We start from the raw sequence: 22,919 nt of genomic DNA, 5'->3' as shown, positions 1-22,919 counted from the left end.
GGCGCCACGCTGGGGCGCCGTTGCCGGTGTGGGCGCAAGGTTACCATGGCCTTGCAGCCGCCTGCAGCGGAGTCGGGAGAGAAATGCCGGACAGTCGGCTCAGCGCCCGAGGCGCTCGCCAAGCAGCCCCATGTCCAGCGCTTTGAGAGTGGCTTCGGCGCGGCAGTTGACCTGCAACTTCTGGTAGATCACCTTCATGTAGCTCGCGGCGGTATGGGGTGAGATCGCCAGCTCCTGGGCGGCGCCCTTGACGCTTAGGCCGCGGGCGATGAGCTGCAGCAACTGCTGCTCACGGGGTGTAAGTGCATCGCTGGCCGGTGCCGGCGTTGGACGGAACTGCTCGAGAATGCGGCGGGCAATGGAAGCGGAGAGTGGTGGCTTGCCTTCTAGAATGCCGTTCAGCTGGGCCTCGAACGTGTGGTCGTCGTCGTCCTTGAGCAAATAACCGTCAGCGCCGGCGCGCAGCGCCGCGAACAGGTGCTCGGCGTCGTCAAAGATGGTCGTGACGATGCACTGGGCGTGCGGGCTCTGGCGTTTGATTTGCGGCAGCAGGTCAACGCCGCTGCCGTCGGGCAAGCCGAGATCGACCAGCGCGAGTGTGTAAGTACTTTGACCAATCAGCTCGATGGCTTGGGCCGCGCTGGCCGCGTGATCCATCACCTGCGCGCCGAGCGCTTGTCGTAAGCGCGCGGCCAGCCAGCCTGCCACCTGAGGCATGTCTTCGATGATCAGTACCCGGTCGGTGTAGTTCATGACCTCTTGCGCTCCGTGCTGAAAATCCATTGGGCGATGTCACAGTGCTGGCGTTACCATCTTAGCGCTGATGTTCCCGCAGGCTGCCATCGAGTCTAGGGAAGCGCTGAACGTCTACAAAAACAACCCCCTCAATGTGGGGGCTGCGAGGGAACTGCCTAGATGTTATCGCTGCGCACCAAACTGCTCGCCGCTTTGGCGGTCATCGTGCTGTATGGGTTTTGGATCATTCAACTGGCGCTCGACCTGCCGGTCAGCGAGCTACGCTTTTCGCCGCTCGCCGGGCAACTGGTGGCTGCAGCCCCGGCGAAGCCCGCGCTGGCGGTGGACGCCTTTGTGCTTGGCGCAGGCACGCTGCCAGCCGACCCGGTGCTGGCGATTGAAGAGGCTGATGTGCTGCCGTTGTACGCCGACATCAATCGGTTGTTTGCCGATCATTCCACGCTGCTTGCAGCGCTTGAGGCCGGCGAGCTGCAAGTTCGCTATGTCGACGGTAGCATTCAGTCGCTGTCGCTGCTGGAGCGTCGGTTTACTGAGCTGCCGGCGATGTTCTGGTTGCAGCTGCTGTGCGGTCTGGCGGGCATGGCCGTCTGCCTGGCCGTGTGGATTGCTGGCGAACGAAACCTGGCTACCCACTCCTTTGTGCTATCTGGCCTCGGATACCTGCTGTCATCGTCCTGTGCTGCGGTGTACAGCACGCGAGCACTCTTTATAGATGGTGACCTGTTTCGGGTGCTCTCAGGCGTCAACCACCTTGGCGCCATGCTGTTTTCTGCGGCGGTCAGCGCGTTCTTGTGGAATTACCCGCGACGGGGCCCCTCGGTCTGGATTGCCTGGTTTTTGTACGCCGGTTTTGCCGTCTGCATGGTGCTGGATCAGTTGCAACTTCTGGCCTCCCCGGTCGAGGCCTTTCACTTGTGGGTTATTGGTGTCTTCATGGTTGGGCTGTCCGGCTCGGTCTGGCAGTGGCGGCAGACGCGCAACAGCCCGTCAGATCGCTCGGCTTTTCGTTGGGTGTTGCTGTCGATCGTTGCCGGCACGGTGTTCTTTTCTGCCGGTATGATTTTGCCGGCGATTTTGCAGATCGCGGTGCCTTACGCTCAGGGACCACTGCTGGCGACCTTCCTGCTCATGTATATCGGCATGGCCTTGGGGGTGGCTCGCTATCGTCTATTCGAATTGGAGCGCTGGTGGTTTTCGATATGGAGCTGGTTGCTGGGTGGTCTGGCGGTGCTGCTCACTGATCTGGCGTTGGCCTCGTTGCTTTCCCTGTCCGGGCCTACCGTTTTGGCGGTGTCGCTGGCGCTGGTTGGCTGGGTCTACTTTCCGGTGCGACAGTTCATCTGGGGTCGCTTGACCAGCAGGCGGCAGCGCGGTCTGGACACCTGGTTGTCGCAGGCGCTGCCGGTCATGCTGCAGGCACAGCAGCGTGACCAGGCTCATGGTGCGGTAGAGCAGGCGCTGGTGGCGGTATTTCAACCGTTGCGGCTGGAGCGGGCGGGGCACAAGCTGCCGTTGCCGCGTGTAGTCGATAACGGTGAAGCCTTGCAGGTACCAGGTCCTGCTGGAGAGGGCGACTATCTGCTGCGCCATGCCGAGCAGGGGCGACGTCTGTTCACTCGCCAGGACATTCAGCTGGCGGGCCTGGTGCTGTCACTGGATGGCCTGGTGCTGCGCTCGCTTAACGCCCGGGTAGAAGGAGCCACCGAGGAGCGCAACCGGATCCGTCAGGATATTCATGACGACCTTGGTGCCAAGCTGCTGCAGTTACTGCATACAGCCTCCGATGAATCGCGTCAGCTGGTACGCGAAGCGATTCGTGACTTGCGTGAGTTGCTGCAGAACATGGATGGTCATGAGGTGCGTCTGGATGTGGCGGCGGCGCGCTGGCAAGAGGAGGTTGCCGGACGCTGCCAGGCCAGCGGCGTGGCCTTGCGCTGGCGTCAGCAGTTGGCCCCGTCGCTGCTGAGTGCCGGGCAGTTCAGTCATCTGACGCGGTTGTTGCGCGAGGCAGTCAGTAACGCGCTACGTCATGCAACGCCTGGGGAGCTGGTGGTTGAGTTAGGCTGGCAAACCGACGGTATCTTGCAGTTGAGGATCGAGAACGATGGCGTTGGCGCGGCGCCGGCCAGCGCTGGCGGGCGAGGTATGCACATCATGGCTGCCCGTGCCCGCCAGCTTGGCGGCGAGCTGCAGCAAGGTAGTGAGGCTCAGCGCTGGTGGCTGATCGTGCAGGTGCCGCTCGCCTCGCCGGTGCTTGCCAGCGTGGATTGACCCCCATGTTCAGGGGCTGTCGTGCCTTTGGGGGGCTGTCTTTTAATGACAGCACATCTACAAGGAAGGCATATGGCCATGAACGCAAAACTGATTTCTCTTTTGCCACTGACCGTGGCGTTGACAGCGTGTTTGGGCGGCGGTGGCGGCGGCGGTGGTGGCGATAGCGGCGGCGCGGCAGGCAAAACTGGCCGCCTGGTTGACTCGGCGGTGGCCGGAGTCAGCTACAGTACGGCCAGTTTCAGCGGCAGCACCAACGCCGACGGCGAGTATCTGTATAAGGAGGGCGAGACCGTCACCTTCCGTATCGGCGATATTGTCTTCCCGGCAGTGACCGCCAAGGGCGTGCTGACGCCCCTGGATCTGGCCGGCAGTACGGATATCAACAATCCGGTGGTGATCAACATTGCCCGGCTGTTGCAGACCCTGGATGAAGACGGTAACCCGGAGAACGGCATTGTTATCCCCGAGTTGACGGCGACTGCCGCACTGGACTTCACCCTGGGAGTGGCAGATTTTGCCGCTGCGGTGCAAGCCGCGTTCGGCATTGCGCTGATCAGCCAGGCGGACGCCCTTGAACATCTGCAGGCCGAATTGGACGAGCTCAATGGGGGAACCACTGATCCTGAACGGGAGGCGGCGACGGTGCCGGCCGGATTGGTGGGCGTCTACCAGTTTCTGTACGAGGAAATTACCACCGGCTCGGGTATTCAGGACGGGGTGGTTGAGGAGTATCAGGTGACAGCCGACGGTCGGCTGATCCTGCCTGGCGGCAGCGAACTGAGCAGCCCGGTATATGTGTCCGCCTCGCACGTTGAAATTGCCTGGCTGGACAGCAGTACCGGCCTGGCGTACGCCTTGAGCAACGCCAATACCGGTGTCATCAATGAGCTGAACGTCAGTGAAGGCTTGTTTGGTGACAGCGGCTATGTGTTCTACGGCTCCTATGCGCCCTACAGCTCCTCCACCGGCGGTGTGCCGCAAGCGTTACTGGCGTTGGCCGGCAACTACGATACGCAGCCCTATTTCAGCAAGGCAGGTAACCGCCACGGCTGGGCCGTGGGGGACGATCTTGCGCTGAGCATCGACAGCGTCAGCGGTCTGATTGATATCGCTGGCAAGTACCAGTTGGACCCGGCAGACAGCAGCTTCTCCTGGAGTGATAAAACCTCAACCAATCCGCGCTTTAACCCGCATTACCAAGTGCTTTACAGGGTGGGTGACAGCGACATCAAGTTGCTGCTGTACCGGCAAGAAGGCGAGGGGCTGAACGGCTGGCGTCTGCAGGATCAGCCGGGTGCGGCCGACGGCGTCAATGTTGCCAGTGAGGTGATGCCGTTGAATGCCACGCATCAGGCCTACATGGATGCGCTGGATGCATTGTTGCCGACCACCCTGACGGTAATCGCCCAGGACAGTACCTACAACTCCGGCTTGGACAAAGCGGTATGCACCGAGTACGAGTTTGACCTGGACTACGGCGCCACCAATGGCAAGCCGCGTGTGCTGTTCAACCAGCTCGGCAGCGCCGCCAAAACCACCAAGGAGTACATTGCCTCCAGTGCCGCCTACAGCGAGCAAGGTAATGCCAAAACACTCTACTGGAGCGGCTTCGACCTGACAGTGGAGGGCAGCACGCTGACCGCGACCGTACTCAAACTGGGTGAGCCGATCGATGAGGTGCTGAGCAACGACAGCAGCGCCATCGCCGCCGTGTGCCCCTGAGCACGAACATAACGCCGGCAGCCTTGAACGGGCTGCCGGCGTTATGCTGTCTGCACGAAACCAACCTCGACAAAGCCGGTCCCAGCTCTGGTACAGCCGCCGGGGCAACTGGCATGCTGTGTCCTGTTACGCACGTTGAGGAGCCACCATGTCCCATTACGATCCGCTAATTGATTCTGCCGCCGCGCGTCTCGGGCGCGTGCTTGACCACCTGGGCCAGCGGGTCAGCACCGCGGAGTCCTGCACTGGCGGCGGCATTGCCGAGGCCATTACCCGGGTGGCTGGCAGCTCAGGGTGGTTTGAAACCGGTTTCGTTACCTATGCCAACAGCAGCAAAAGTCGCTGGCTTGGGGTGGAGTCGACGGTGTTGGAGGCGCATGGCGCGGTCAGTGAGCCGGTTGTACTGGCGATGGCAGCCGGCGCTAAAGCGGCCGCTGACGCGCAGCTGGCGGTGGCGGTCAGCGGCGTTGCCGGCCCGGATGGCGGTAGTGCCGAGAAGCCGGTTGGCACGGTCTGGTTTGGTTGGGCGCTGAGTGACGGCAGGGTGATTAGCGAATGCAAGCGCTTTCAGGGCGGGCGCCGAGAGGTGCGTGCGCAGACCGTGCTGCATGCGCTAGAGCGGCTGGTCAAAGAGGCTGAGGCGCAGGCTGCGGACCGGTCGTCAGTCTGATTGCAAACCGGGGGTAGGCGGGTCATTTTTTCTGTGGAATAATACTGACCAAATATACAGTAGTTGATCGGTTTGGCACTTCGGTGCCTACCCCAAGCCAAGAGGATGCGAAATGGACGATAACAAAAAGAAGGCGCTGTCGGCGGCCTTGAGTCAGATTGAACGTCAGTTTGGCAAGGGGGCCGTGATGCGCATGGGTGATCATGAGCGCCAGGCCATTCCGGCCATCTCTACCGGCTCGCTCGGCCTGGATATCGCCCTCGGTATTGGCGGCCTGCCCAAAGGCCGTATCGTTGAAATTTATGGTCCGGAGTCCTCCGGTAAAACCACCCTGACGCTGTCGGTCATCGCCCAAGCGCAGAAGCAAGGCGCTACCTGTGCCTTCGTCGATGCCGAACACGCACTGGACCCGGAGTACGCTGGCAAGTTGGGTGTTAACGTTGACGACCTGCTGGTGTCCCAGCCTGACACGGGTGAGCAGGCGCTGGAAATTACCGACATGCTGGTGCGCTCCAACGCCGTTGACGTGATCATCGTCGACTCCGTAGCGGCACTGGTGCCCAAGGCCGAGATTGAAGGCGAGATGGGTGACCACCACGTAGGTGTACAGGCCCGCCTGATGTCGCAGGCGCTGCGTAAGATCACCGGTAACATCAAAAACGCCAACTGCCTGGTGATCTTCATTAACCAGATTCGTATGAAGATTGGCGTGATGTTCGGTAACCCGGAAACCACTACCGGCGGTAACGCCCTCAAGTTCTACTCCTCTGTTCGTCTGGATATCCGCCGTACCGGCGCGGTGAAAGAGGGCGACGAGGTGGTTGGCAGCGAGACCCGCGTCAAGGTCGTCAAGAACAAGGTGGCGCCGCCGTTCCGTCAGGCCGAGTTCCAGATTCTGTACGGCGCAGGCATTTATCACAACGCCGAGATTATCGACTTGGGTGTGCAGATTGGCCTGGTTGAGAAGTCCGGTGCCTGGTACAGCTACCAGGGCAACAAGATCGGCCAGGGCAAGGCTAACGCTGCCAAGTTCCTGCAGGATAACCAGGCAATCGCCGAGGAAATCGAAAAGGCCATCCGTGAGAAGCTGCTGGCCAAGCCCGGCAAGGCCAAGGCGGAAACCGAGGCTGACGCCGAACTGGAAGACTGAGCCGGCTGAGTCATGCGCTCGCGCACCCTACTGGAAACCCCTGTAGCCATACGCCGCTCAGCGATGGATTTGCTGGCGCGGCGTGAGCACAGCTACGCCGAGCTGCGCCGCAAGCTGCGCCAGCGGGGTGCGCCGGGGGATATGGCCGAGATTGAGCTGGACCGTCTGGTTGACGATGGACTACTCAGTGACGAGCGATTTTGCGAAGCCTATATCTACGCCCGTAGCCAGCGGGGTTACGGGCCGGCTCGCCTGCGCGAGGAACTGCGTCAGCGTGGGGTTGGTGAGTCGCTGGTTGAGCGCTGCCTGGCTGAGGCTGGTCAGGACTGGCAGGCGCTGGCCAACCAGGTGTTTGCCAAGCGCTTTCCTGATGGCGTTGCCCGTGAGCCGGCAGAGCGCGGCAAGCAGCTGCGCTTTATGCAGTACCGTGGTTTCTCAGGTTTTCGGGCTGATTGACGAAGTCGATCAGGGCCCGCAAGCCGCCTCTTTCCCTGTCGTTGAAATCAAAACACAGACGCGTCAGTGCGCTCAGTTCGGGCTCGTCGCGCTCTTGCTCACACATCCCCTGTTGTACAAAGCCGCCTGACGCGCAGATAGACCCAAAGCGGGCAGTCAGTTGTGTCAGCGCCTGCGGGTGTAATGGCCGGTGAAGACGCAACACGAATTGCTCGCCAACGCGGCGCGACGAGTGATAGTTGCTGTAGAAGTCCAGAACCACCTGCATCGCTTCGGCGGGTGACTTGCATGGCGTCAGCAGGTTGATGTCGTCGGGGTGGATATAGGCGTTGTCGGCCAGCTGACTGCGTATGAAGTGCATAAAGGCCTGCCAGTACTGGCCGCCCGGCTGGTCCAGCAGGATGATCGGCACCATGGGGCTCTTACCGGTTTGTACCAGAGTAAGCACCTCCAGCGTTTCATCCAGCGTGCCAAATCCGCCAGGACAGAGAATCAGCGCGTCTGCCTCTTTGACAAAGAACAGCTTGCGCAAGAAAAAGAAGCCGAACGCCAGGTCATGGCTGGTGCCATGTACCACGGTGTTGGACTGTTGCTCGAACGGCAGGGTGATGTTGAAGCCAAGGCTGTGGTCCAGCCCCGCGCCTTCGTGTGTTGCACTCATCACGCCGCCGCCGGCGCCGGTGATTGCCATGTAGTCGTTGGCGGCGAGGGCTGCGCCCATCTCACGCGCCACGGCGTAGAGCGGGTGGTCGGCTCTGGTACGAGCTGAGCCAAATACCGTGACCTTGCGACGGCGCTTGAAGATCTCCAGCCGCGAGAAGGCTTGTTCCATCTCGCGAATGGTGTGCAGCATGATCTTGGCGTCCCAGCGATTGCGGTCGGCCTGGGCCATGCGAATGACGTCCAGCAGCATGTCTCGGTACAGCGATGCGTTGTCGCTGCCGGCTGCGCACAGCGTAATCAGCTCGTCGACTCGCCTGGGTATTTCATTGCTGCCGGTTTGCCAGTGCCGGCTGAGGTAGTCGGCCGGATCGTCGTCCTGCATTGGGCAGTTGCCTCAGAGGGTTTGGCAATGATCGGCGATAAAGCTCTGGGTCAGGACCGGCTGTTCGCTGTCCTTGAGGACAAAGTGGTAGGTCAGGGTGGCGCCCATATCCAGCAGGCGACGAAAACGCAGGTCGCTGCATACGCTGGCCTGCAGCTGGCTGCGGGTCAGCAGCGGGTCTTGCTGCATGAGTTCGGCATAGTCGGCGTCTACTGCGAGCCGGTTAACCAGCTCATCGCCGTCGGCGCTGAAGCCCATATCGGTGATCTGCGCGCTGATGGCGCGCGGGGTGTTTTCGTTGCTTTGCGCAGCTACCTGTTTGAGGGTTTCATTGAGGCGAATATCCCGCAGGGAAGCGGCTTCAAGGGGGGCTGCCAGGCAGGCGGCAAGCACCAGGGGTAACCAGCGCATCATGTCTCTCCAGATCCAATGTCCACGTACTACGACTCTTCCTATGACCACGTCTTTGGCGACTGGTTCGCTGGCCAGTCGCTATCGGTACTGCCGGCTGGAATCGGATAGAATGCTGGCATTGCGGCGCGCCGCCTGTCCAGCCTGGAAAATGCAGTGATGTCTGAACACCCGGACCATGCGGTAAACCGTTTGCGCAGCGTCGCGATCGCGCGCTCCACCCGACCTTTTCTGGCGCGCGGTGCGCGGGTGCGGCGGTGTCCGGGTTGTCAGGTCGCGGTGCATGCCTGTATCTGCGCAGCGCGTCCTTCACTTGAGAGCGCAGTCAGTTTTTGCTTGCTGATGCACGCCTATGAGCCGCTCAAGCCCACCAACACCGGCCGGTTGATTGCTGATTGTCTGCCCGATACCCACGCCTTTACCTGGGCGCGTACCGAGGTTGACCCGGCTCTGCTGGCACTGCTGAGCGACCCGACCTATCAGCCTTACGTGGTGTTCCCTGGTGAGTACGCCCAGCCAACCCAACAGGTCTGCGAGCAGATAGCGGTGGGGCAGGGGCGGCGCCCGTTGCTGGTCATTTTGGACGCCACCTGGACCCAGGCACGCAAAATGTTTCGCAAGAGCCCCTATCTGGCGGACGTACCGGTGCTCAGCCTGCAGACCGAGCAGCTGTCGCGTTACCGGTTGCGCCGCTCAACCCGTGATGATCACCTGTGCACCGTAGAGGTGGCGTCGGCCTGCCTGCAGCTGGCGGGTGACGGGGCCGCTGCCGAGGCGCTGGATGGCTATTTCCAACGCTTCACCGATGCCTACCTGAGCACCTGTCGCAAGCGGCCTCAATGATGGCCGGCTGGCTCCTGTTGCACTGCTGGCGGGGTGCGGCGTCGTTCCAGATAGATGGGCACCAGCTGAGCGAGCAACATGCCGCTCAGCATCAGGGCGCAGCCCAGTAGCCCTCGTAGACTCAGGGTTTCTCCCAGAATCAGCCAGCCGGCCAGCGCGGCAAATACCGCTTCCAGGCTAAGAATAATGGCCGCGTGGGAGGTGATAGCGTCTTTTTGTGCAACCACCTGCAGAGTAAAGGCGACTCCCACCGCGAGCACACCGCCGTACAGGATGGCAGGCAGCGCCTGGCGCACAGCCTCCAGCACAATGGGTTCGAATATCAGCGCCAGCATCAGGCTGACGGACGCACAGACCACAAACTGCACAAAAGACACCATGATCGCGTCATAGCGGCTGGCCAGGGCGCCGACCAGCAGCACATGTACCGCCCAGCAGGCAGCGCCGACAAGCTGCAGCCAGTCTCCGGGCGCCACCTGAAAGTCGGCGTTGACGCTGAGCAGCAGCATGCCGATCAGGGCCAGCAGGGCTCCGGCCCAGGTGCCCTTGTGTGTGCGCATACCAATAAACAGACCGAACACCGGCACGAGGATGACGTACAGGCCGGTGATGAAGCCGGAATTGGTGACAGTGGTAAACATCAAGCCGATCTGCTGCAGGTTGATGCCCAGCGTCAGTACCGCACCCAGGACCAGGCTGCCGAGCAGCATCGGGCGGCTGACGCGAGCGGGTCGGCGACCGTCTGCGGCGGCTGGTTTGCGCAGTAGCCAGATCAGCGGCAAGAGCGTCAGCGCGCCGATGGCAAAGCGCAAACCGGTGTAGAGGAAGGGGCCAATATGGTCCATGCCCAGCCGTTGGGCGACAAAGGTACTGCCCCAGATCAGGGCGGTGATCAGCATCAGGGCATCGGCCCGATAGTGGCGCAGGTTCATGGTGGGCTCGGCGGCAGGCAAACGCGCATTGTCGGCGCTGTGCCCCAGTGTTTAACAGATACAGTTGGCGCTGCAGACTGTATCGGTACAAAGTGGCATTGACGTGATGGGCGGCGGCTGGCAGTCTCAGCCTGCTGTCTCACTCTCATAACAAAAAAGACTGTGCAGGACACCACGCATGGGCCTGACCTACGACATTCTGATTGCTGACGACCATCCTCTTTTTCGTAGTGCATTGCGCCAGGCGCTGTGCGACGGATTGGGTGACACCATTACCCTGAGCGATGTGGGCAGTATTGCCGAGTTGCAGCAGCGACTGGGCCAGCGCGCCGACTGGGATCTGGTGCTGCTGGATTTGAACATGCCGGGCGCCTACGGTTTTTCCGGCCTGGCGCAGTTGCGCGGGCAGTTTCCACAGATTCCGGTGATCCTGATCTCTGCGCAGGAGGAGGCGACGGTGCCGCGCCGCGCCCGCGACTTTGGCGCCAGTGGTTTTATTCCCAAATCAGCCAGTCTTGAGGATATTCAGCACGCCGTGCAGGCGGTGCTGGATGGCGGCACCTGTTGGCCGGCCGGCATCGATAATCCACCGGGTATGAGCAGCGAGCAGCAACAGATCAGCGAGCGCGTTGCCAGCCTGACGCCGCAGCAGTTCAGGGTGCTGACCATGGTCTGTGACGGTCTGCTGAATAAGCAGATCGCCTATGAGCTGGAGGTGTCCGAGGCGACCGTCAAGGCCCATGTCACCGCTATCTTCCGCAAGCTAAATGTCCGCACCCGTACCCAGGCGGCGCTGGTCCTGCAGCAGATGGAGCTGGCTAGCTAATCAATCCATGTAGGCTACGACGGAAGTCGGCTGGGCAAACGGCGGTAGCGCTGCCAGACTGCGGACTGTGACATTGTTGTGGACTGAACACGCTCGATGATGCTCTCCGGCGGGCTGGTAGCCCTCATTTTCCTGCTGTACATGGCGTTGCTGTTTGTCATTGCCTTCTGGGGTGACCGACACGGCAGCGTGCTCAAGCCGCGCCTGCGCGTCTGGGTATATAGCTTATCGCTTGCGGTCTGGTGTACCAGCTGGACCTTTTTTGGCTCGGTGGGTATGGCCGCTACCCAGCTCTGGGCTTTTTTGCCTATCTACCTCGGCCCCCTGCTGCTGTTTCTGTTTGGTTGGCGCCTGTACGCGCGCATGATCACCATCAGCAAGCAGGAGAACATTACCTCCATCGCTGACTTTATTGCTTCGCGTTACGGCAAGTCGCAGAGCCTGGGTGTGATTGTTTCCTTGCTCTGTCTGGTTGCGGTGCTGCCTTACATTGCCCTGCAGCTCAAGGGCATAGTGCTGGGCTATAACCTGCTGAGCGGCACGCCCAGTTCGGGTGAGGTGGAGGGCGGCATTGGCGCAGAAGACACCGCACTGGTGGTGACGTTGGTGCTGGCGCTGTTTACCGTGCTGTTCGGCACCCGCAGCCTGGATGTGACCGAGCACCATAGGGGCATGATGCTGGCGATTGCTTTTGAGTCGCTGGTCAAGCTGCTGGCGTTTCTGGCGGTTGGCGTATTTGTGGTATTCGGCCTGTTTGGCGGCACCTCCGAGCTGCTCGAGCAGGCACGTAGCAGTCAGACGCTGGACAGGTATTGGCAACAGGAAACCCCGGTCCTCGGCCTGGCGTTCCAGACGCTGATTGCGATGCTGGCCTTTGTCTGTCTGCCGCGCCAGTTTCAGGTCGCGGTAGTAGAGAACAGCGAGCCCGGTGATCTGCGGCTCGCGCGTTGGGTGTTCCCGGCGTATCTGTTGTTGGCGGGGCTGTTTGTTATCCCGATCAGTCTGGCCGGACAGATGGCGCTGGGCTCAGGTTTTTCGCCGGACTCCTACGTCATCAGTCTGCCGTTGCTGCAGGGTAAACCCGGACTAGCGATGCTGGCCTTTCTGGGGGGCGCCTCGGCTGCCTCGGGGATGGTGATTGTTGCTGCCATCGCGTTGAGTACCATGGTGTCCAACGATGTGGTTCTGCCGATTCTGCTGCGCAGCCGCACCCGCCCTGAGCATTCCTACGAGGCGTTTCGCGGCTGGCTGCTGAATGTGCGGCGTACCAGCATTCTGATTATCCTGCTGCTGGCCTATGTGGTGTATCGCCTGATTGGCAGCGACACCAGTCTGGCCAGTATCGGTCAGGTGGCCTTTGCGGCCATAGGTCAGCTGGCGCCAGCGATGTTTGGTGCGCTGTTCTGGAAACAGGCCAACCGTACCGGTGTGCTTGCCGGGCTCTCGGTAGGTATCGCACTGTGGCTGTATCTGCTGGTATTGCCGCTGGTGGGCGCCGGCCTGCACTGGCACACCAATCAGTTGCCGATTATCGAAGGTGTGCGCGCGGCGGCAGCCGGGTGGGGTGTGGATACCCTGACACTGGCCAGCGTTGTGTCCCTGGCCTGCAATTTTGCGGTGTTTGTTGCGGTGTCGCTGTTCAGTCGCACGCGGGTGCTGGAGCACTGGCAGGCGAGTCGCTTTGTCAGTCAGGACGCTGAGCCGCGCATCGACGGTCTGGGCAAGGTGCTGCTGCGGGTGCGGGTGGATGATCTGCTGGAGCTGGCTGCACGGTTTGTTGGTGAGGAGCGGGCCGAGGCCGCCTTCAGCCACCATGCTGTGCGTCAGGGCGGCACTCTGCAGGGCAGCCAGACCGCGGATTCGAGCTGGATTATTCTGACCGAGCGCCTGCTGGCTGGCGTGCTTGGTGCGTCGTCGGCGCGGCTGGTGGTTAAGGCGGCGATCGAAGGGCGTGACATGCAATTTGATGATGTGGTCCGCATTGTCGATGAGGCGTCCGAGGTGCTGCAGTTCAACCGCGGCCTGTTGCAGGGTGCGATTGAGAACATCAGCCAAGGCATCAGTGTGGTCGACAAGTCACTGCGCCTGGTGGCCTGGAACCGCCGCTATCTGGAGATGTTTCAGTACCCGGACGGCCTGATCTCTATCGGCCGGCCAATTGCCGACATCATCCTGCACAACGCCCGGCGTGGCCTCTGTGGCCCCGGAGATCCGCAGATGCATGTCGACAAGCGCATCGCCTGGATGCAGCAGGGCACGCCTCACCGCTCCGAGCGCATGTTTCCCGGTGGCAGCGTCATCGAGATTATCGGTAATCCGATGCCGGGCGGCGGGTTTGTCATGAGCTTTACCGACATCTCCGCGTTCCGCGAAGCGGAAAAGGCACTGCAGGACGTCAACGAGTCGCTGGAACGCCGGGTCGATGAGCGTACCCGCGAACTGTCGGAGCTGAATCAGGCGTTATTGCAGGCGCAGGCGCAAACCGAACGCGCCAGCCAGTCGAAAAGCCGCTTTCTGACCGCCGTCAGTCACGACCTGATGCAGCCGCTCAACGCGGCACGTCTGTTTTCCGCGTCACTGGCTCATCAGAAGGAGTTGGCGCCGGAGGTGAGTGAGCTGGTGCGACACCTCGACAGTTCGCTGGGCTCGGCCGAAGAACTGATCTCCGACCTGCTGGACATCTCTCGTCTTGAGGCGGGGCGTGTGGTGCCGGAGATGGGTGACTTTGCCCTGAGCGAGCTGTTTGATCCGTTGCGTATCGAGTTTAATGCCCTGGCGGCCGAGCAGGATATTGACCTGCGGGTGCACGGCAGTCGGCTGCGGGTGCGCAGTGATATGCGCTTGTTGCGACGTGTGCTGCAGAACTTCCTGACCAACGCCTTCCGCTATGCCAGCGCGGCCCGTGTGGTGCTGGGGGTGCGTCACCTGCGCGGCGCCGTGCGTATCGAAGTCTGGGATCAGGGGCCGGGTATTGCGACCGACAAGCTGCAGCTGATCTTTGAGGAGTTTCAACGTCTGGACAGTCACCGGACCCAGGCTGAAAAGGGACTGGGTCTGGGCTTGGCGATTGCCGATGGCCTGTGCCGGCTGTTGGGCCACGAACTTAGCGTGCGCTCGTGGCCGGGGCAAGGCAGTGTCTTCAGCGTGACTGTACCCCTGGCCAGCACGCCGCGCGTGGTTCGCCCGGCGGCCAGCAGCGCTGAGCTGGCGCCACCAGTCGACGGGGCTGCTGTGCTCTGCATCGACAACGAGGCCAGTATCCTGGCTGGCATGCAGAGCCTGCTGGGCCGCTGGCAGTGCCGGGTGGCGGTGGCTCGCGACCGGGCAGAAGTGCTGCAGGTACTACAGCAGGGGTTTGTGCCCGAGCTGGTGCTGGTCGACTATCACCTGGATCACGGTGAAACCGGCACCCAGTTGATGCTCTGGTTGCGTGAGCAGTTGGGTACAGACCTGCCGGGCGTGGTGATCAGTGCCGACGGCCGGCAGGAGCTGCTCAGCGAAATCTCGCTGGCCGGGTTGTCCTATTTGCCCAAGCCGGTCAAGCCGGCCGCGCTGCGCGCGCTGATCAGTCGTCACGTGGCCTTGGCCTGAACGTAACAGTTTGCGCTGGTGTTGCCGTGTAGCTGTATCTGTTCTGCTGGGAGGCGACGGGATAGGCTGCAGTTTTATCGTTTTGATACTGCCCGGTCTGCCTGCTGCCTATGTCTGCCAAAACCCAAACTCTGTTGCGCGGCGCGCGTGACACCGTCCCCATGCTGATCGGCGCGCTGCCGTTTGGGCTTATCTTTGGCACGCTGGCGGTGGCCAGCGGGCTGTCTCTGCCGGCCACCCTGTTGATGTCGGCGCTGGTATTTGCCGGTTCGGCGCAGTTTATTGCCGTCAGTCTGGTGGCCTCCGGTGCGGGACTGGTGGTGCTGTTGCTGACCACTTTTATCGTCAATCTGCGGCATATGCTCTACAGCGCCAGTCTGATGTCCCATGTCCGCCACCTGCCGCAGCGCTGGAAGATTCCGCTGGCATTCTGGCTGACCGACGAGAGCTTTGCCGTGGTGCATCGTCACTACCTGGACCCGCACCCTCCCAAGGAGCTCAAGCACTGGTATTACCTAGGCTCCTGCCTGGCGATGTACAGCAACTGGTTTGTTTGCACGCTGCTTGGCGCGCTGCTGGGCAATGCGCTGCCAGGATTGGCCGATTGGGGACTGGATTTTGCGATGGTGGCGACCTTTACCGGCATCGTGGTGCCGCTGCTGCGTACTCGCCCGATGCTGCTGGCTGCGGTGAGCGCCGGGGTGGTGGCGGTGCTGGCCTATGACCTGCCGTGGAAGCTGGGTTTGATGCTGGCCGCGCTGGCGGGCGTGACTGCTGGCGTGCTGGCTGAACGTTGGCTGGCGGCCCAGCCGGTGAAGGAGGTGGCCAATGAGTCAGTTTGAGGTAGCACTGCTGCTGGGCATGGCCAGCATTACCTTCGCCATCCGCTATACGCTGTTTGCGGTGGGGGATCGCGTACGCTTCAGTCCGTTGATACAGCAGGCGCTGGGCTATGTGCCAGTGGCGGTGCTGACCGCGATCATCGTGCCGGCCATGCTGATGCCGAGCGGCCAGGGGCTGGAGCTGACGCAGGACAACGCCTACCTGGTCGGCGGCGTCGTTGCGGTGCTGATCGCCGCGTTCAGTCGCAACCTGCTGCTGACCATCTTCGGCAGCATGCTGGTGTTCTTCCTCTGGCGCTGGTGGCTGCTCGGTTGATTACCAGAGCGATACTCGTTTGCTGCGAATGGCAACCAGCATCAACGTCAGGGCCGCGCAGGAAATGACGGTTGTGAAGCCCAGCACCGTCGGGGCAAAGCCGATCATATCGCTGACAAAACCCACGCCCAGCACGACCGATGCCATGGTCAGGTAGGCCATCAGGTAAAACGCCGAATTGATGCTGCCGCGTTGATCGACCGGCGCGGTGTTGCTGATGGAGGCAATACCGACCACACCGGTGGCGCCAGCCCCGCTGGCCGTTGCCAGGGTGGCCAGGGTAAACAGCCACGGCGAGCTGTAGATCACCGCCGCGGCCATCACGCCCAGACCCAGGATCAGCGTGCTGGGGCCGACCAATAGCAGGCGGTCCAATGGTTGACGTTTGCAGGCAAACTGACTGACGCCGGCCATCAGCTGCCAGCCGGCAGCAAACAGGCCGGCCTTGGTGCGGTCATCGATGCCCACCAGCTTGGTTGCCAGTGATGGGCCGAGTGAGGCGTACAAGCTGCCGGTAGACCAGGCCAGGCAAATGGCGGCTGCGGCAAAGATAAATGCCCCCAGCATCTCGCGCGGCACCCTGATGGTGGTGGGACGCCAGGCGCGCCAGCGAAACTCCGGGTGCCGCTGGCCAATGTCCGCAGGCCAGGGCGCAAACAGCAGCATTGCCACCGTGCCGCTACCCAGAACCAACGTCACCGCAAAGGGCCAGGTGAGCGCGGCCTCTCCCAGTCCGAGCATCAGCGAGCTGACGGTGGGGCCAGCAAACGCGCCGAGCGTGAAAAACAGCGCGGACAGCGTGGCTGCCCGGGTCCAGTTGTCGTTCGGCTCCAGTTCCACCAGTGCGGCAGAGGACGCACCTGTCACTATGCCGGTGCCGATGCCGGTCAACACCCGGGCAACACCCAGGCCGTAGATGTCGTTGGCTAATATGAACATCACGGCACCGGCCATGATGAACAGCAGCCCCGGCACCATCATCTGGCGTCGGCCGATCTTGTCTGACAGTGAGCCCAGGGTCAGCAGGGTTAACACGACTCCCAGCACATAGATGGAAAACACCGCAGTAAGCGCTGTCGAAGAGAAGCCCATCTTTGCCTGCCACACCGCGTACAAGGGGGTGGGTACGTTGCTGGCGAAGATGGTGGTAAAGATCGCCATCAGCGCAGCACTCATCGCCACCCGGCGGCTGGCTGCGGTACTGCTGCTTGGCGACGGCCCCGACATCTTCCTGCTCCTTCCCGGCAAAACCGCGATTATCGCAGAAGCCGCCACGCAAGGGACAGCTAGTCAGCCCATCACTGCGGTTGATTCACTGCGGGCTCGCCCAGCGGTTGAGCTAGCTCCTCCAGTGACAGCGGTGTTGCCGCATCCACTGCGCGCTGCGCCAGCAGTCGCAAGGTGGAGACGTCTGGTCGGCGGGCCGGCCAGAGTTCAGTGTGCTCAATCAGTTGCGTTTGCCCGTCGTTTTCTTCGTTAGCCAGCGCGAAGCGGAACGGGTGATATCCGCTCATGCCCAAGCGCAGGTCGGTCACTACCCACTGTCCGTTGATCAAGTCGTAGCGTAACCGGTCGCCGGTAAACCAGCGCAGGCGCTGATCCTGCGGTGAGTTAGCCAGTGCCTGAGCCGCTGCCGCGCTGTTGCGAGGCAGGGCCGTCAGAGTCAGTGGCTGGTGGTCCAGCCAACCGGTAAGCCCTTCGTAATAGGTATCGCCATCCACCGCCATGACGCGCCAGAGCAGGGTGTTGAACGGGGTTGGCGTGCTGAAAACCGAGTCGGCTTGCACCTCCTGGGCGGCCAGCGCGACGTGCAAGCGATGCTCTGCCATCGTCTTGCCGGCCAACGTGCTGCTCAGATAGAGGCTGCTTAACAGCAGCGCTGCGCACTGCCAGCGACGGCCTTGGTGACCTAGGCCGACCACCAGCGCCACCAGCACCGCAAGTAGCAGCGGCATGCTGTATAGCGGGTCGATAATAAAGATTGAAGAAATCGCCACCGGCGGTGTGGTCAGCGGCCAGAATAGCTGAGTGCCGTAGGTGGTAAAGCTGTCCAGCAGCGGGTGTGTGCACAGCACCAGTGCCAGCGTGGCAAACAGCCGTCGGCCACTGTAGCCCGCATCTGGCCAGCGCTTGCGAATTAGCCAGGTAAGCACCGCGGCAAGCGCGGTCAGGACCAGCAGCGAGTGGCTGAAGCCACGGTGGTAGGTCATGTCGGCGACGGCATCGCCGTAGTCAATCAGCACATCCATGTCGGGCAAGGTGGCCAAGGCTGCGCCGTACAGTAAGGCTTTGCGGCCTTGCCAACGACCAAGCAGCGCGCCCTGGATCGAGGCGCCGAGCACAAGCTGAGTGACTGAATCCATGATGGGGACTATTCCGCGATAAACAGAGCAACAGACTACTGCATCTGCGACGCTGGCGCAGTCCCCACCAAGGGGCTACTGATCAATCTGCGGCTGTCAGCTCAGGTCGTGCTGACGGTCCAGCTCGATGCAGGCATCCAGCAGCTCAAGATAAGCCTTGCGAGACTTGACCTTGGTCTGACGGAAGGCAGTCATGTTCAGCGCTGCCAGCTCCTGCGCCTTGGCCATGGCGGCTGCTTCCAGCTCCTCGGCTGCGACCACCTTGTCCAGGAAGCCTGCCTGCACGGCTTCTTCCGGGGCAAACATTTCGGCATTGATGACTGCACGACCAAAGGCTGCCGGGGTCAGGCGCGCACGGGCCAATTCGATACCGGCGTGGTGCATGGTCATGCCGATGGCGGTTTCGTTCAGGCCAATCTTGAACGGACCGGCTACACCCACGCGGTAATCGGCGGACAGCAGCAGGAAAGCGCCCTTGGCAATCGCGTGGCCGGTGCACACGGCAACGATCGGGTAGGGGTGCGACAGCATGCGGCGCGACAGGGTCGAGCCAGAGGCCACCAACGCCTTGGCTGCGTCCGGCCCGGAGGTCATCACTTTCAGGTCATAACCGCCGGAAAAGATACCCGGCTTGCCGCTCAGCACCACTACTGCACGGTCCTTTTCGGCCTGGTCAAGCGCTGCGTTGATCGCTGCGATCATGTCGGGCGACAAGGCATTGACCTTGCCGTTGTCCAGGCTCAGGTGGGCAACGCCGTCGGCGAAACGATAGGAAACCAGCTCGCTCATCAGAAAGTCCTCAACTAGAAGTCACGCGGCCTCAATGCCGCAGCACAGGTCTGGCAGTTTACCAACTAAATCATGACTGGCGAGTCTTGCCGGCAAGCCGCCGGAGTGACTGAAATACATGGAAAAAGGGTTTGCCAAAAGGCGGGTGTTTCGGTAAATTAGCGCGCCTCGGTAGCAGGGTCACCTGTCCGCCGAGATCCGGAGAGGTGTCCGAGTGGCTGAAGGAGCACGCCTGGAAAGTGTGTATACGTTAATCGCGTATCGAGGGTTCGAATCCCTCTCTCTCCGCCAGATGCGATAGATAAACCCCTGATTTCGTTAAGATTTCAGGGGTTTTTCTTTTTCGGCATCGGAAAGTGTCGAAAAAGTGTCGAAAGGGTTCAGCCTCAACGCTTCCTGCAGGTGATCCGGCGCAAGGTGTGCGTAACGCATGGTCATTGCCAGCGAGGTGTGGCCGAGAATCTTCTGCAGTACCAGAATGCTCCCCCCACCGATCACGAAGTGACTAGCAAAGCTATGTCGCAGGACGTGTGATGCCTGTCCCGCAGGTAGCTTGATAGACGTTGATTCCAACACTCGGCAAAAGGTCATCAGGCAGTTGGTAAACGCCCCGTACTGACGCCAGTGGGCTTTGAGTCGCTTTTCCAGATCAGCCGAAATCGGGATGACCCGAACCCGCTTACCCTTGGTGTTATGGAACGTGACCTGTCCGCCCCTTATCCGGTCTGGCGTGATGGCTTGAGCCTCACCCCAGCGGCAACCGGTAGCCAGGCACAAGCGGGCCATCATGGCGGGGTGTGGCATGGTCGGGTGGGCGTCTAGGGCGTCCAATAGCTCCCTGATCTGCTCGCGGGTGAGGTAGGTCAGGGGGCGTTCCTGCAGCTTGAGCGCGGGCACCTTCTGAAAAGGGCAGGGGTAGTCAATTTCATCCAGCCGGTACAGCTGGTTGTATACCGCTTTCAGGTAGGCCAGTCGGTTGTTAGCCGTTTTGCCGGATACACCATCCTGCAGCCACTTGGCCCGCAGGTGCGCAACGCTGGAGCCAGAGACAGCAAGAGCGACAGGGTTATGCAGCTGTTCAGCTGCAGCCGTCAGGATGGCATGCCGGCGTTTGCCATCAGTGAGCGATGAACCGTGCATTTCATACCAGAGCTGAATCAGGTCCAGTAACCGGCGCTTGTCCTTTGGCTTGGGAGACCAGTCAGGCTGTTGCGACAGCTTGGCCCGGCAGTTGGCCTCAAAACGTTGGGCCTCACCTTTAGTCTTGAAGGTTTTGCGGAATCGCTTCCCCTTGATGGGTTCAACGTCCGCTTTCCAAAGGCCGTTAGGCTGCTTGATTACTGCCATCAGACACCACGCCCCCAACGAACGTGCCTTTCTTCCAGCAGGTCACGGATATGGCGATAGATAGCCCGCTCCCCCATATCCTTTGCAGCGTAGTGATCGCGGATCACAGGCCAGCATTCCCATTCCTTCAGACGGTCAAACGCTTTGGTGGCGCCCACTCGCTCCCGTGCCAGCAGGCTCACAAAGTTTCCCAGGAACAGCTCAACGTTCTTACCGGAGAAGCCGGCAGCCGTCTTGTAATAGCGTTTGTACTCGGTGTCGTCCATCAGGGACTCAACCGGCAGTTCCACCCGCACATCGTCACGGATCAGGGTCCAGAAGGGGTCAAAGTAGCTAGGACGATTCAGCAGCTTGAACTGCTGCAGGCCATAGCGCCACAGGCCGTCTAGGTGAGGGCAGAAAGCCTCAAAGGTGCGCGTGTCGATCAGCTGGCCGGTGCTGACTTGAGTCGAGCCGCTGGCGAATTGCTGGATAACGGAATGGTGATAGCGTAGCTCGATACGCCACACGTCTTGATCGGGGTTGTAGTTATCCGGGCAGGCGTCATCAAACGGGTCATCATTGCGCCGCCAGACGCTTTGCCAATAGTCCAGCTTGTCAGTCGCCTTGGCCTGCTCGGTCTTGTTGTAGATGCTCAACTGAATACCGTTAGCAGAGCCGAACATGGATGTTTCGCCGCGACCGTAAACGCTCGACTTGGTGGCCCACTCAATGGAGTTGATACCGGACACATCACGGTGATTGCGTGCACGGCAGTGCATGCGGGACACCAGATCGGCTGGTGGTTGCCAGCCCTGCAGGTCCAGCGCCAGATGCACCGCACACTGATTTACTTCGACGTGTTCCAGAATCTCGGATGCGTAGTAGTCCATGCGGGCCTGCAGGCGATCAGGCGACAGCGTGTCGATAGTGTGGGGCGACACTTCGATTTTGAGGTGTGGGCCGATGCTGTCGGCCTTGGCGTTGAAGTTTTTGATCAACAGAACGAACCCAAGGTCAGCATTCTGCAGCTTGAACTGGTAGCCAGAGTCACGGCCAACCCGTCCGGTGTGCCAACGCTGACCGGCAAACTCAACGATGGTGCCGGGCTTTTCGAACAGGGCCAGAACACCTAACCGGATCATGCCCCGGTAGAGCTGACGAACAGTATCGACACCACACCGGAGCAGACGGACCTTAGACAGGTCAACAATCTCAGCGGTGTTAGGGTCAACGAACACACGACCTTCACCAGTTGCGCCGGTAGTCGGGTTGATTCGGGAAAAATCCTTAACGCTCATTCTTAAAACTCCAACAATGGCCACTAATGACCGTTTCAATACGGTTTTATCTGACGTGTTACAGGGACGTCAGCGGGGCGCGCTGTGCTCGATGACGCGGACATAGGGGCGCGCGGGTTCGCTGCTGGGCGCGCCGCTACGCTCCGAGACGAGCCGCTCGGCGGCGCGCTCCGCAGCCCCGGCGCATACGGCGTAGAAGGATGCGCCTGCGAAAGTCAGCCGCACCGAACAATCAGCCGTCTCGGAAAGGGAGTAGCCACTCTGTCGAAGCTGGCGGCTGTTAAGCTGGAAACGCTCACCACCGGGGGCGATCACATCGAACAGGTAGAGCCGAAAGGCGTCTTTGTCGCCAAGCAATGACCCACGAATCTGGATTACATGGTTTTGGAAGGGATGGGTCACAGCAGCCAGCCGATCACCTTGCTGCCCAGGTAGAGAAAAATAACCATCGTTACGAGGCGGATTAACAGGTATTGAATTACTACCCGGATGACCGGCCACAGCACCCGCCACAGGCCGCGCAGCAGGCGCAGGATCATCATTAGGCTGGTTGAAGCTGAATCCACCACCAAGTAGAAAATTCCCAACAAAAAGGGCCGGAAGACCGAGTAGAAAAAGTACTTTAGGGTCTCGAAAAATGCTCTTGCCCGCGATGGTGTCGGAGACGGTACCGGTTGCTGTTGAGTCATAGAGCTGAAAAGTCCTCTTGTTGATCTTCTTAACGGCGACCATGGAGCCTTTCATGGCGGGCTTGTTCTCGGTGGCCGAGTGCTGCGATTCCTTGTAACGGCCCTTGATGCCAATCACGGCCAAATTCGAATGCAGGTAGGCTTTCTCGGCGGTCAGGCGAATGTCTTCGCGGATGTAGCCGATGTTGGGCGTGGTGAGGATGATGTCCCAGTTCCAATGCCGGTGACGGGTCCAGCCATCCAGCCAGTTGATGGGCCGGTCAGCTTCTTTTGCAGCCTGGGGGCCACCTGGGAAATCGAACTTGCGCAGATCGGTTTCGCGCCACGACTTGAGGAAGATCAGCTGCGTTTCATCGAAAATGATGAACGCGCCCCGCGGTGCCCATTGCGGAAAGGTGCGCATCTTCTCCAAGTCGTCGAGATTTTCCAGATCGAGGTTTTCAATCTCGACGCTCGACGGCAGATCAGGAAACACCTGAAACACCCGCTCACGTGTCAGCCCCCGGATGTTAGTGATGATGTGCCGGCCAGCCTTGAGCGCTGGTATCAAGTCGTCCTGAATGGCACCGGAGGTTTTATAGGAGCCGTTAGGGCCATGGTGGATTTTGATAGCCATG

The 22,919-nt window shown here is 60.9% G+C and carries 20 protein-coding genes and 1 tRNA gene; 11 read left to right on the top strand and 10 right to left on the bottom strand.

Going from position 1 to position 22,919, the window contains the following annotated elements; genetic code table 11:
• Window positions 1-99: 99 nt before the first annotated feature.
• A complete protein-coding gene (locus tag HV822_RS04100) occupies window positions 100-753 on the bottom strand; it encodes a response regulator (protein ID WP_238872501.1) in 654 nt (217 codons plus the stop codon).
• A 162-nt stretch (window positions 754-915) separates the two neighbouring features.
• On the opposite strand from HV822_RS04100, the gene HV822_RS04095 reads away from it, so the two are divergent.
• From HV822_RS04095 to HV822_RS04075, 5 genes are all read left to right on the top strand, one after another.
• Entirely contained in the window at window positions 916-3,027 is a 2,112-nt protein-coding gene (locus HV822_RS04095; RefSeq protein ID WP_238872500.1) for a sensor histidine kinase, read from the top strand.
• A gap of 78 nt (window positions 3,028-3,105) precedes the next feature.
• Window positions 3,106-4,752 (top strand): hypothetical protein, encoded by a 1,647-nt coding sequence (locus tag HV822_RS04090; protein WP_238872499.1) that lies wholly within the window; start codon window positions 3,106-3,108, stop codon window positions 4,750-4,752.
• A gap of 148 nt (window positions 4,753-4,900) precedes the next feature.
• Window positions 4,901-5,422, top strand: a complete 522-nt coding sequence (locus HV822_RS04085) for a CinA family protein (protein WP_238872498.1) — start codon at window positions 4,901-4,903, stop codon at window positions 5,420-5,422.
• Between the two features lie 112 nt (window positions 5,423-5,534).
• Window positions 5,535-6,572, top strand: a complete 1,038-nt coding sequence (recA, locus tag HV822_RS04080) for a recombinase RecA (protein WP_238872497.1) — start codon at window positions 5,535-5,537, stop codon at window positions 6,570-6,572.
• Between the two features lie 12 nt (window positions 6,573-6,584).
• Window positions 6,585-7,028 carry a regulatory protein RecX gene (locus HV822_RS04075; RefSeq protein WP_238872496.1) on the top strand — a complete coding sequence of 148 codons (444 nt, stop codon included), beginning with the start codon at window positions 6,585-6,587 and terminating at the stop codon, window positions 7,026-7,028.
• Here HV822_RS04075 and HV822_RS04070 read toward each other — a convergent pair.
• Together HV822_RS04070 and HV822_RS04065 are read right to left on the bottom strand one after the other, a co-directional pair.
• The gene (locus HV822_RS04070; protein ID WP_238872495.1) at window positions 6,988-8,073 is read right to left on the bottom strand and encodes an LOG family protein; all 1,086 of its coding nucleotides are present in this window, start codon (window positions 8,071-8,073) and stop codon (window positions 6,988-6,990) included. The genes HV822_RS04075 and HV822_RS04070 overlap by 41 nt on opposite strands.
• Before the next feature lie 12 nt (window positions 8,074-8,085).
• Window positions 8,086-8,484, bottom strand: coding sequence for a PA3611 family quorum-sensing-regulated virulence factor (locus tag HV822_RS04065; protein WP_238872494.1), 399 nt, complete (start codon window positions 8,482-8,484; stop codon window positions 8,086-8,088).
• Between the two features lie 159 nt (window positions 8,485-8,643).
• On the opposite strand from HV822_RS04065, the gene HV822_RS04060 reads away from it, so the two are divergent.
• A complete protein-coding gene (locus tag HV822_RS04060) occupies window positions 8,644-9,327 on the top strand; it encodes a tRNA-uridine aminocarboxypropyltransferase (protein ID WP_238872493.1) in 684 nt (227 codons plus the stop codon).
• Here the strand turns inward: HV822_RS04060 and HV822_RS04055 are convergent.
• Entirely contained in the window at window positions 9,321-10,259 is a 939-nt protein-coding gene (locus HV822_RS04055) for a DMT family transporter (protein ID WP_238872492.1), read from the bottom strand. The two genes, HV822_RS04060 and HV822_RS04055, sit on opposite strands and share 7 nt — an antisense overlap.
• Window positions 10,260-10,437: 178 nt before the next feature.
• On the opposite strand from HV822_RS04055, the gene HV822_RS04050 reads away from it, so the two are divergent.
• The 4 genes from HV822_RS04050 (at window position 10,438) to HV822_RS04035 (ending at window position 15,834) form a co-directional block, all read left to right on the top strand.
• Entirely contained in the window at window positions 10,438-11,085 is a 648-nt protein-coding gene (locus HV822_RS04050; RefSeq protein ID WP_238872491.1) for a response regulator transcription factor, read from the top strand.
• Between the two features lie 96 nt (window positions 11,086-11,181).
• The gene (locus HV822_RS04045) at window positions 11,182-14,676 is read left to right on the top strand and encodes a hybrid sensor histidine kinase/response regulator (protein WP_238872490.1); all 3,495 of its coding nucleotides are present in this window, start codon (window positions 11,182-11,184) and stop codon (window positions 14,674-14,676) included.
• A 110-nt stretch (window positions 14,677-14,786) separates the two neighbouring features.
• Entirely contained in the window at window positions 14,787-15,518 is a 732-nt protein-coding gene (locus tag HV822_RS04040; protein ID WP_238872489.1) for an AzlC family ABC transporter permease, read from the top strand.
• Window positions 15,505-15,834, top strand: a complete 330-nt coding sequence (locus tag HV822_RS04035) for an AzlD domain-containing protein (RefSeq protein ID WP_238872488.1) — start codon at window positions 15,505-15,507, stop codon at window positions 15,832-15,834. The genes HV822_RS04040 and HV822_RS04035 overlap by 14 nt, the downstream gene beginning before the upstream one ends.
• Here the strand turns inward: HV822_RS04035 and HV822_RS04030 are convergent, their stop codons facing one another.
• From HV822_RS04030 to HV822_RS04020, 3 genes are all read right to left on the bottom strand, one after another.
• Window positions 15,835-17,061, bottom strand: a complete 1,227-nt coding sequence (locus tag HV822_RS04030) for an MFS transporter (protein ID WP_238872487.1) — start codon at window positions 17,059-17,061, stop codon at window positions 15,835-15,837.
• Between the two features lie 71 nt (window positions 17,062-17,132).
• On the bottom strand, window positions 17,133-18,197 hold the full coding sequence (locus tag HV822_RS04025; protein WP_238872486.1) for a metal-dependent hydrolase: 1,065 nt from the start codon (window positions 18,195-18,197) through the stop codon (window positions 17,133-17,135).
• Window positions 18,198-18,293: 96 nt separating this feature from the next.
• A complete protein-coding gene (locus tag HV822_RS04020; RefSeq protein WP_238872485.1) occupies window positions 18,294-18,986 on the bottom strand; it encodes a crotonase/enoyl-CoA hydratase family protein in 693 nt (230 codons plus the stop codon).
• 200 nt (window positions 18,987-19,186) lie between these two features.
• Between HV822_RS04020 and HV822_RS04015 the strand changes: the two genes are divergently transcribed.
• A tRNA-Ser gene (locus HV822_RS04015) sits at window positions 19,187-19,277 on the top strand.
• A 27-nt stretch (window positions 19,278-19,304) separates the two neighbouring features.
• Here the strand turns inward: HV822_RS04015 and HV822_RS04010 are convergent.
• The 3 genes from HV822_RS04010 to HV822_RS04000 form a co-directional block, all read right to left on the bottom strand.
• Complete coding sequence (locus tag HV822_RS04010; protein ID WP_238872484.1) at window positions 19,305-20,333, bottom strand: phage integrase; 1,029 nt, start codon at window positions 20,331-20,333, stop codon at window positions 19,305-19,307.
• The gene (locus HV822_RS04005) at window positions 20,333-21,613 is read right to left on the bottom strand and encodes a hypothetical protein (protein WP_238872483.1); all 1,281 of its coding nucleotides are present in this window, start codon (window positions 21,611-21,613) and stop codon (window positions 20,333-20,335) included. Before HV822_RS04005 ends, HV822_RS04010 begins: the two co-directional genes overlap by 1 nt.
• A 69-nt stretch (window positions 21,614-21,682) precedes the next feature.
• Window positions 21,683-22,918, bottom strand: a complete 1,236-nt coding sequence (locus HV822_RS04000) for a zonular occludens toxin domain-containing protein (RefSeq protein ID WP_238872482.1) — start codon at window positions 22,916-22,918, stop codon at window positions 21,683-21,685.
• Window position 22,919: the final 1 nt, after the last annotated feature.

Origin of the sequence: Halopseudomonas maritima, from assembly GCF_021545785.1 — a bacterium.
In the GTDB taxonomy this organism is placed as follows: domain Bacteria; phylum Pseudomonadota; class Gammaproteobacteria; order Pseudomonadales; family Pseudomonadaceae; genus Halopseudomonas; species Halopseudomonas maritima.
Note: the sequence above shows the minus strand (reverse complement) of the source record. Positions and strands in the feature narration are given on the sequence as shown.

What these genes read in the sequence shown, in the direction of transcription:
- HV822_RS04070 (WP_238872495.1), bottom strand. Translation starts at nt 8,073, where the DNA reads ATGCAGGACGACGATCCGGCCGACTACCTCAGCCGGCACTGGCAAACC.
- HV822_RS04055 (WP_238872492.1), bottom strand. Translation starts at nt 10,259, where the DNA reads ATGAACCTGCGCCACTATCGGGCCGATGCCCTGATGCTGATCACCGCC.
- HV822_RS04025 (WP_238872486.1), bottom strand. Translation starts at nt 18,197, where the DNA reads ATGGATTCAGTCACTCAGCTTGTGCTCGGCGCCTCGATCCAGGGCGCG.
- HV822_RS04005 (WP_238872483.1), bottom strand. Translation starts at nt 21,613, where the DNA reads ATGAGCGTTAAGGATTTTTCCCGAATCAACCCGACTACCGGCGCAACT.
- HV822_RS04090 (WP_238872499.1), top strand. Translation starts at nt 3,106, where the DNA reads ATGAACGCAAAACTGATTTCTCTTTTGCCACTGACCGTGGCGTTGACA.
- HV822_RS04010 (WP_238872484.1), bottom strand. Translation starts at nt 20,333, where the DNA reads ATGGCAGTAATCAAGCAGCCTAACGGCCTTTGGAAAGCGGACGTTGAA.
- HV822_RS04020 (WP_238872485.1), bottom strand. Translation starts at nt 18,986, where the DNA reads ATGAGCGAGCTGGTTTCCTATCGTTTCGCCGACGGCGTTGCCCACCTG.
- HV822_RS04060 (WP_238872493.1), top strand. Translation starts at nt 8,644, where the DNA reads ATGTCTGAACACCCGGACCATGCGGTAAACCGTTTGCGCAGCGTCGCG.
- HV822_RS04095 (WP_238872500.1), top strand. Translation starts at nt 916, where the DNA reads ATGTTATCGCTGCGCACCAAACTGCTCGCCGCTTTGGCGGTCATCGTG.
- HV822_RS04035 (WP_238872488.1), top strand. Translation starts at nt 15,505, where the DNA reads ATGAGTCAGTTTGAGGTAGCACTGCTGCTGGGCATGGCCAGCATTACC.
- recA (WP_238872497.1), top strand. Translation starts at nt 5,535, where the DNA reads ATGGACGATAACAAAAAGAAGGCGCTGTCGGCGGCCTTGAGTCAGATT.
- HV822_RS04040 (WP_238872489.1), top strand. Translation starts at nt 14,787, where the DNA reads ATGTCTGCCAAAACCCAAACTCTGTTGCGCGGCGCGCGTGACACCGTC.
- HV822_RS04050 (WP_238872491.1), top strand. Translation starts at nt 10,438, where the DNA reads ATGGGCCTGACCTACGACATTCTGATTGCTGACGACCATCCTCTTTTT.
- HV822_RS04085 (WP_238872498.1), top strand. Translation starts at nt 4,901, where the DNA reads ATGTCCCATTACGATCCGCTAATTGATTCTGCCGCCGCGCGTCTCGGG.
- HV822_RS04045 (WP_238872490.1), top strand. Translation starts at nt 11,182, where the DNA reads ATGATGCTCTCCGGCGGGCTGGTAGCCCTCATTTTCCTGCTGTACATG.
- HV822_RS04030 (WP_238872487.1), bottom strand. Translation starts at nt 17,061, where the DNA reads ATGTCGGGGCCGTCGCCAAGCAGCAGTACCGCAGCCAGCCGCCGGGTG.
- HV822_RS04065 (WP_238872494.1), bottom strand. Translation starts at nt 8,484, where the DNA reads ATGCGCTGGTTACCCCTGGTGCTTGCCGCCTGCCTGGCAGCCCCCCTT.
- HV822_RS04100 (WP_238872501.1), bottom strand. Translation starts at nt 753, where the DNA reads ATGAACTACACCGACCGGGTACTGATCATCGAAGACATGCCTCAGGTG.
- HV822_RS04075 (WP_238872496.1), top strand. Translation starts at nt 6,585, where the DNA reads ATGCGCTCGCGCACCCTACTGGAAACCCCTGTAGCCATACGCCGCTCA.
- HV822_RS04000 (WP_238872482.1), bottom strand. Translation starts at nt 22,918, where the DNA reads ATGGCTATCAAAATCCACCATGGCCCTAACGGCTCCTATAAAACCTCC.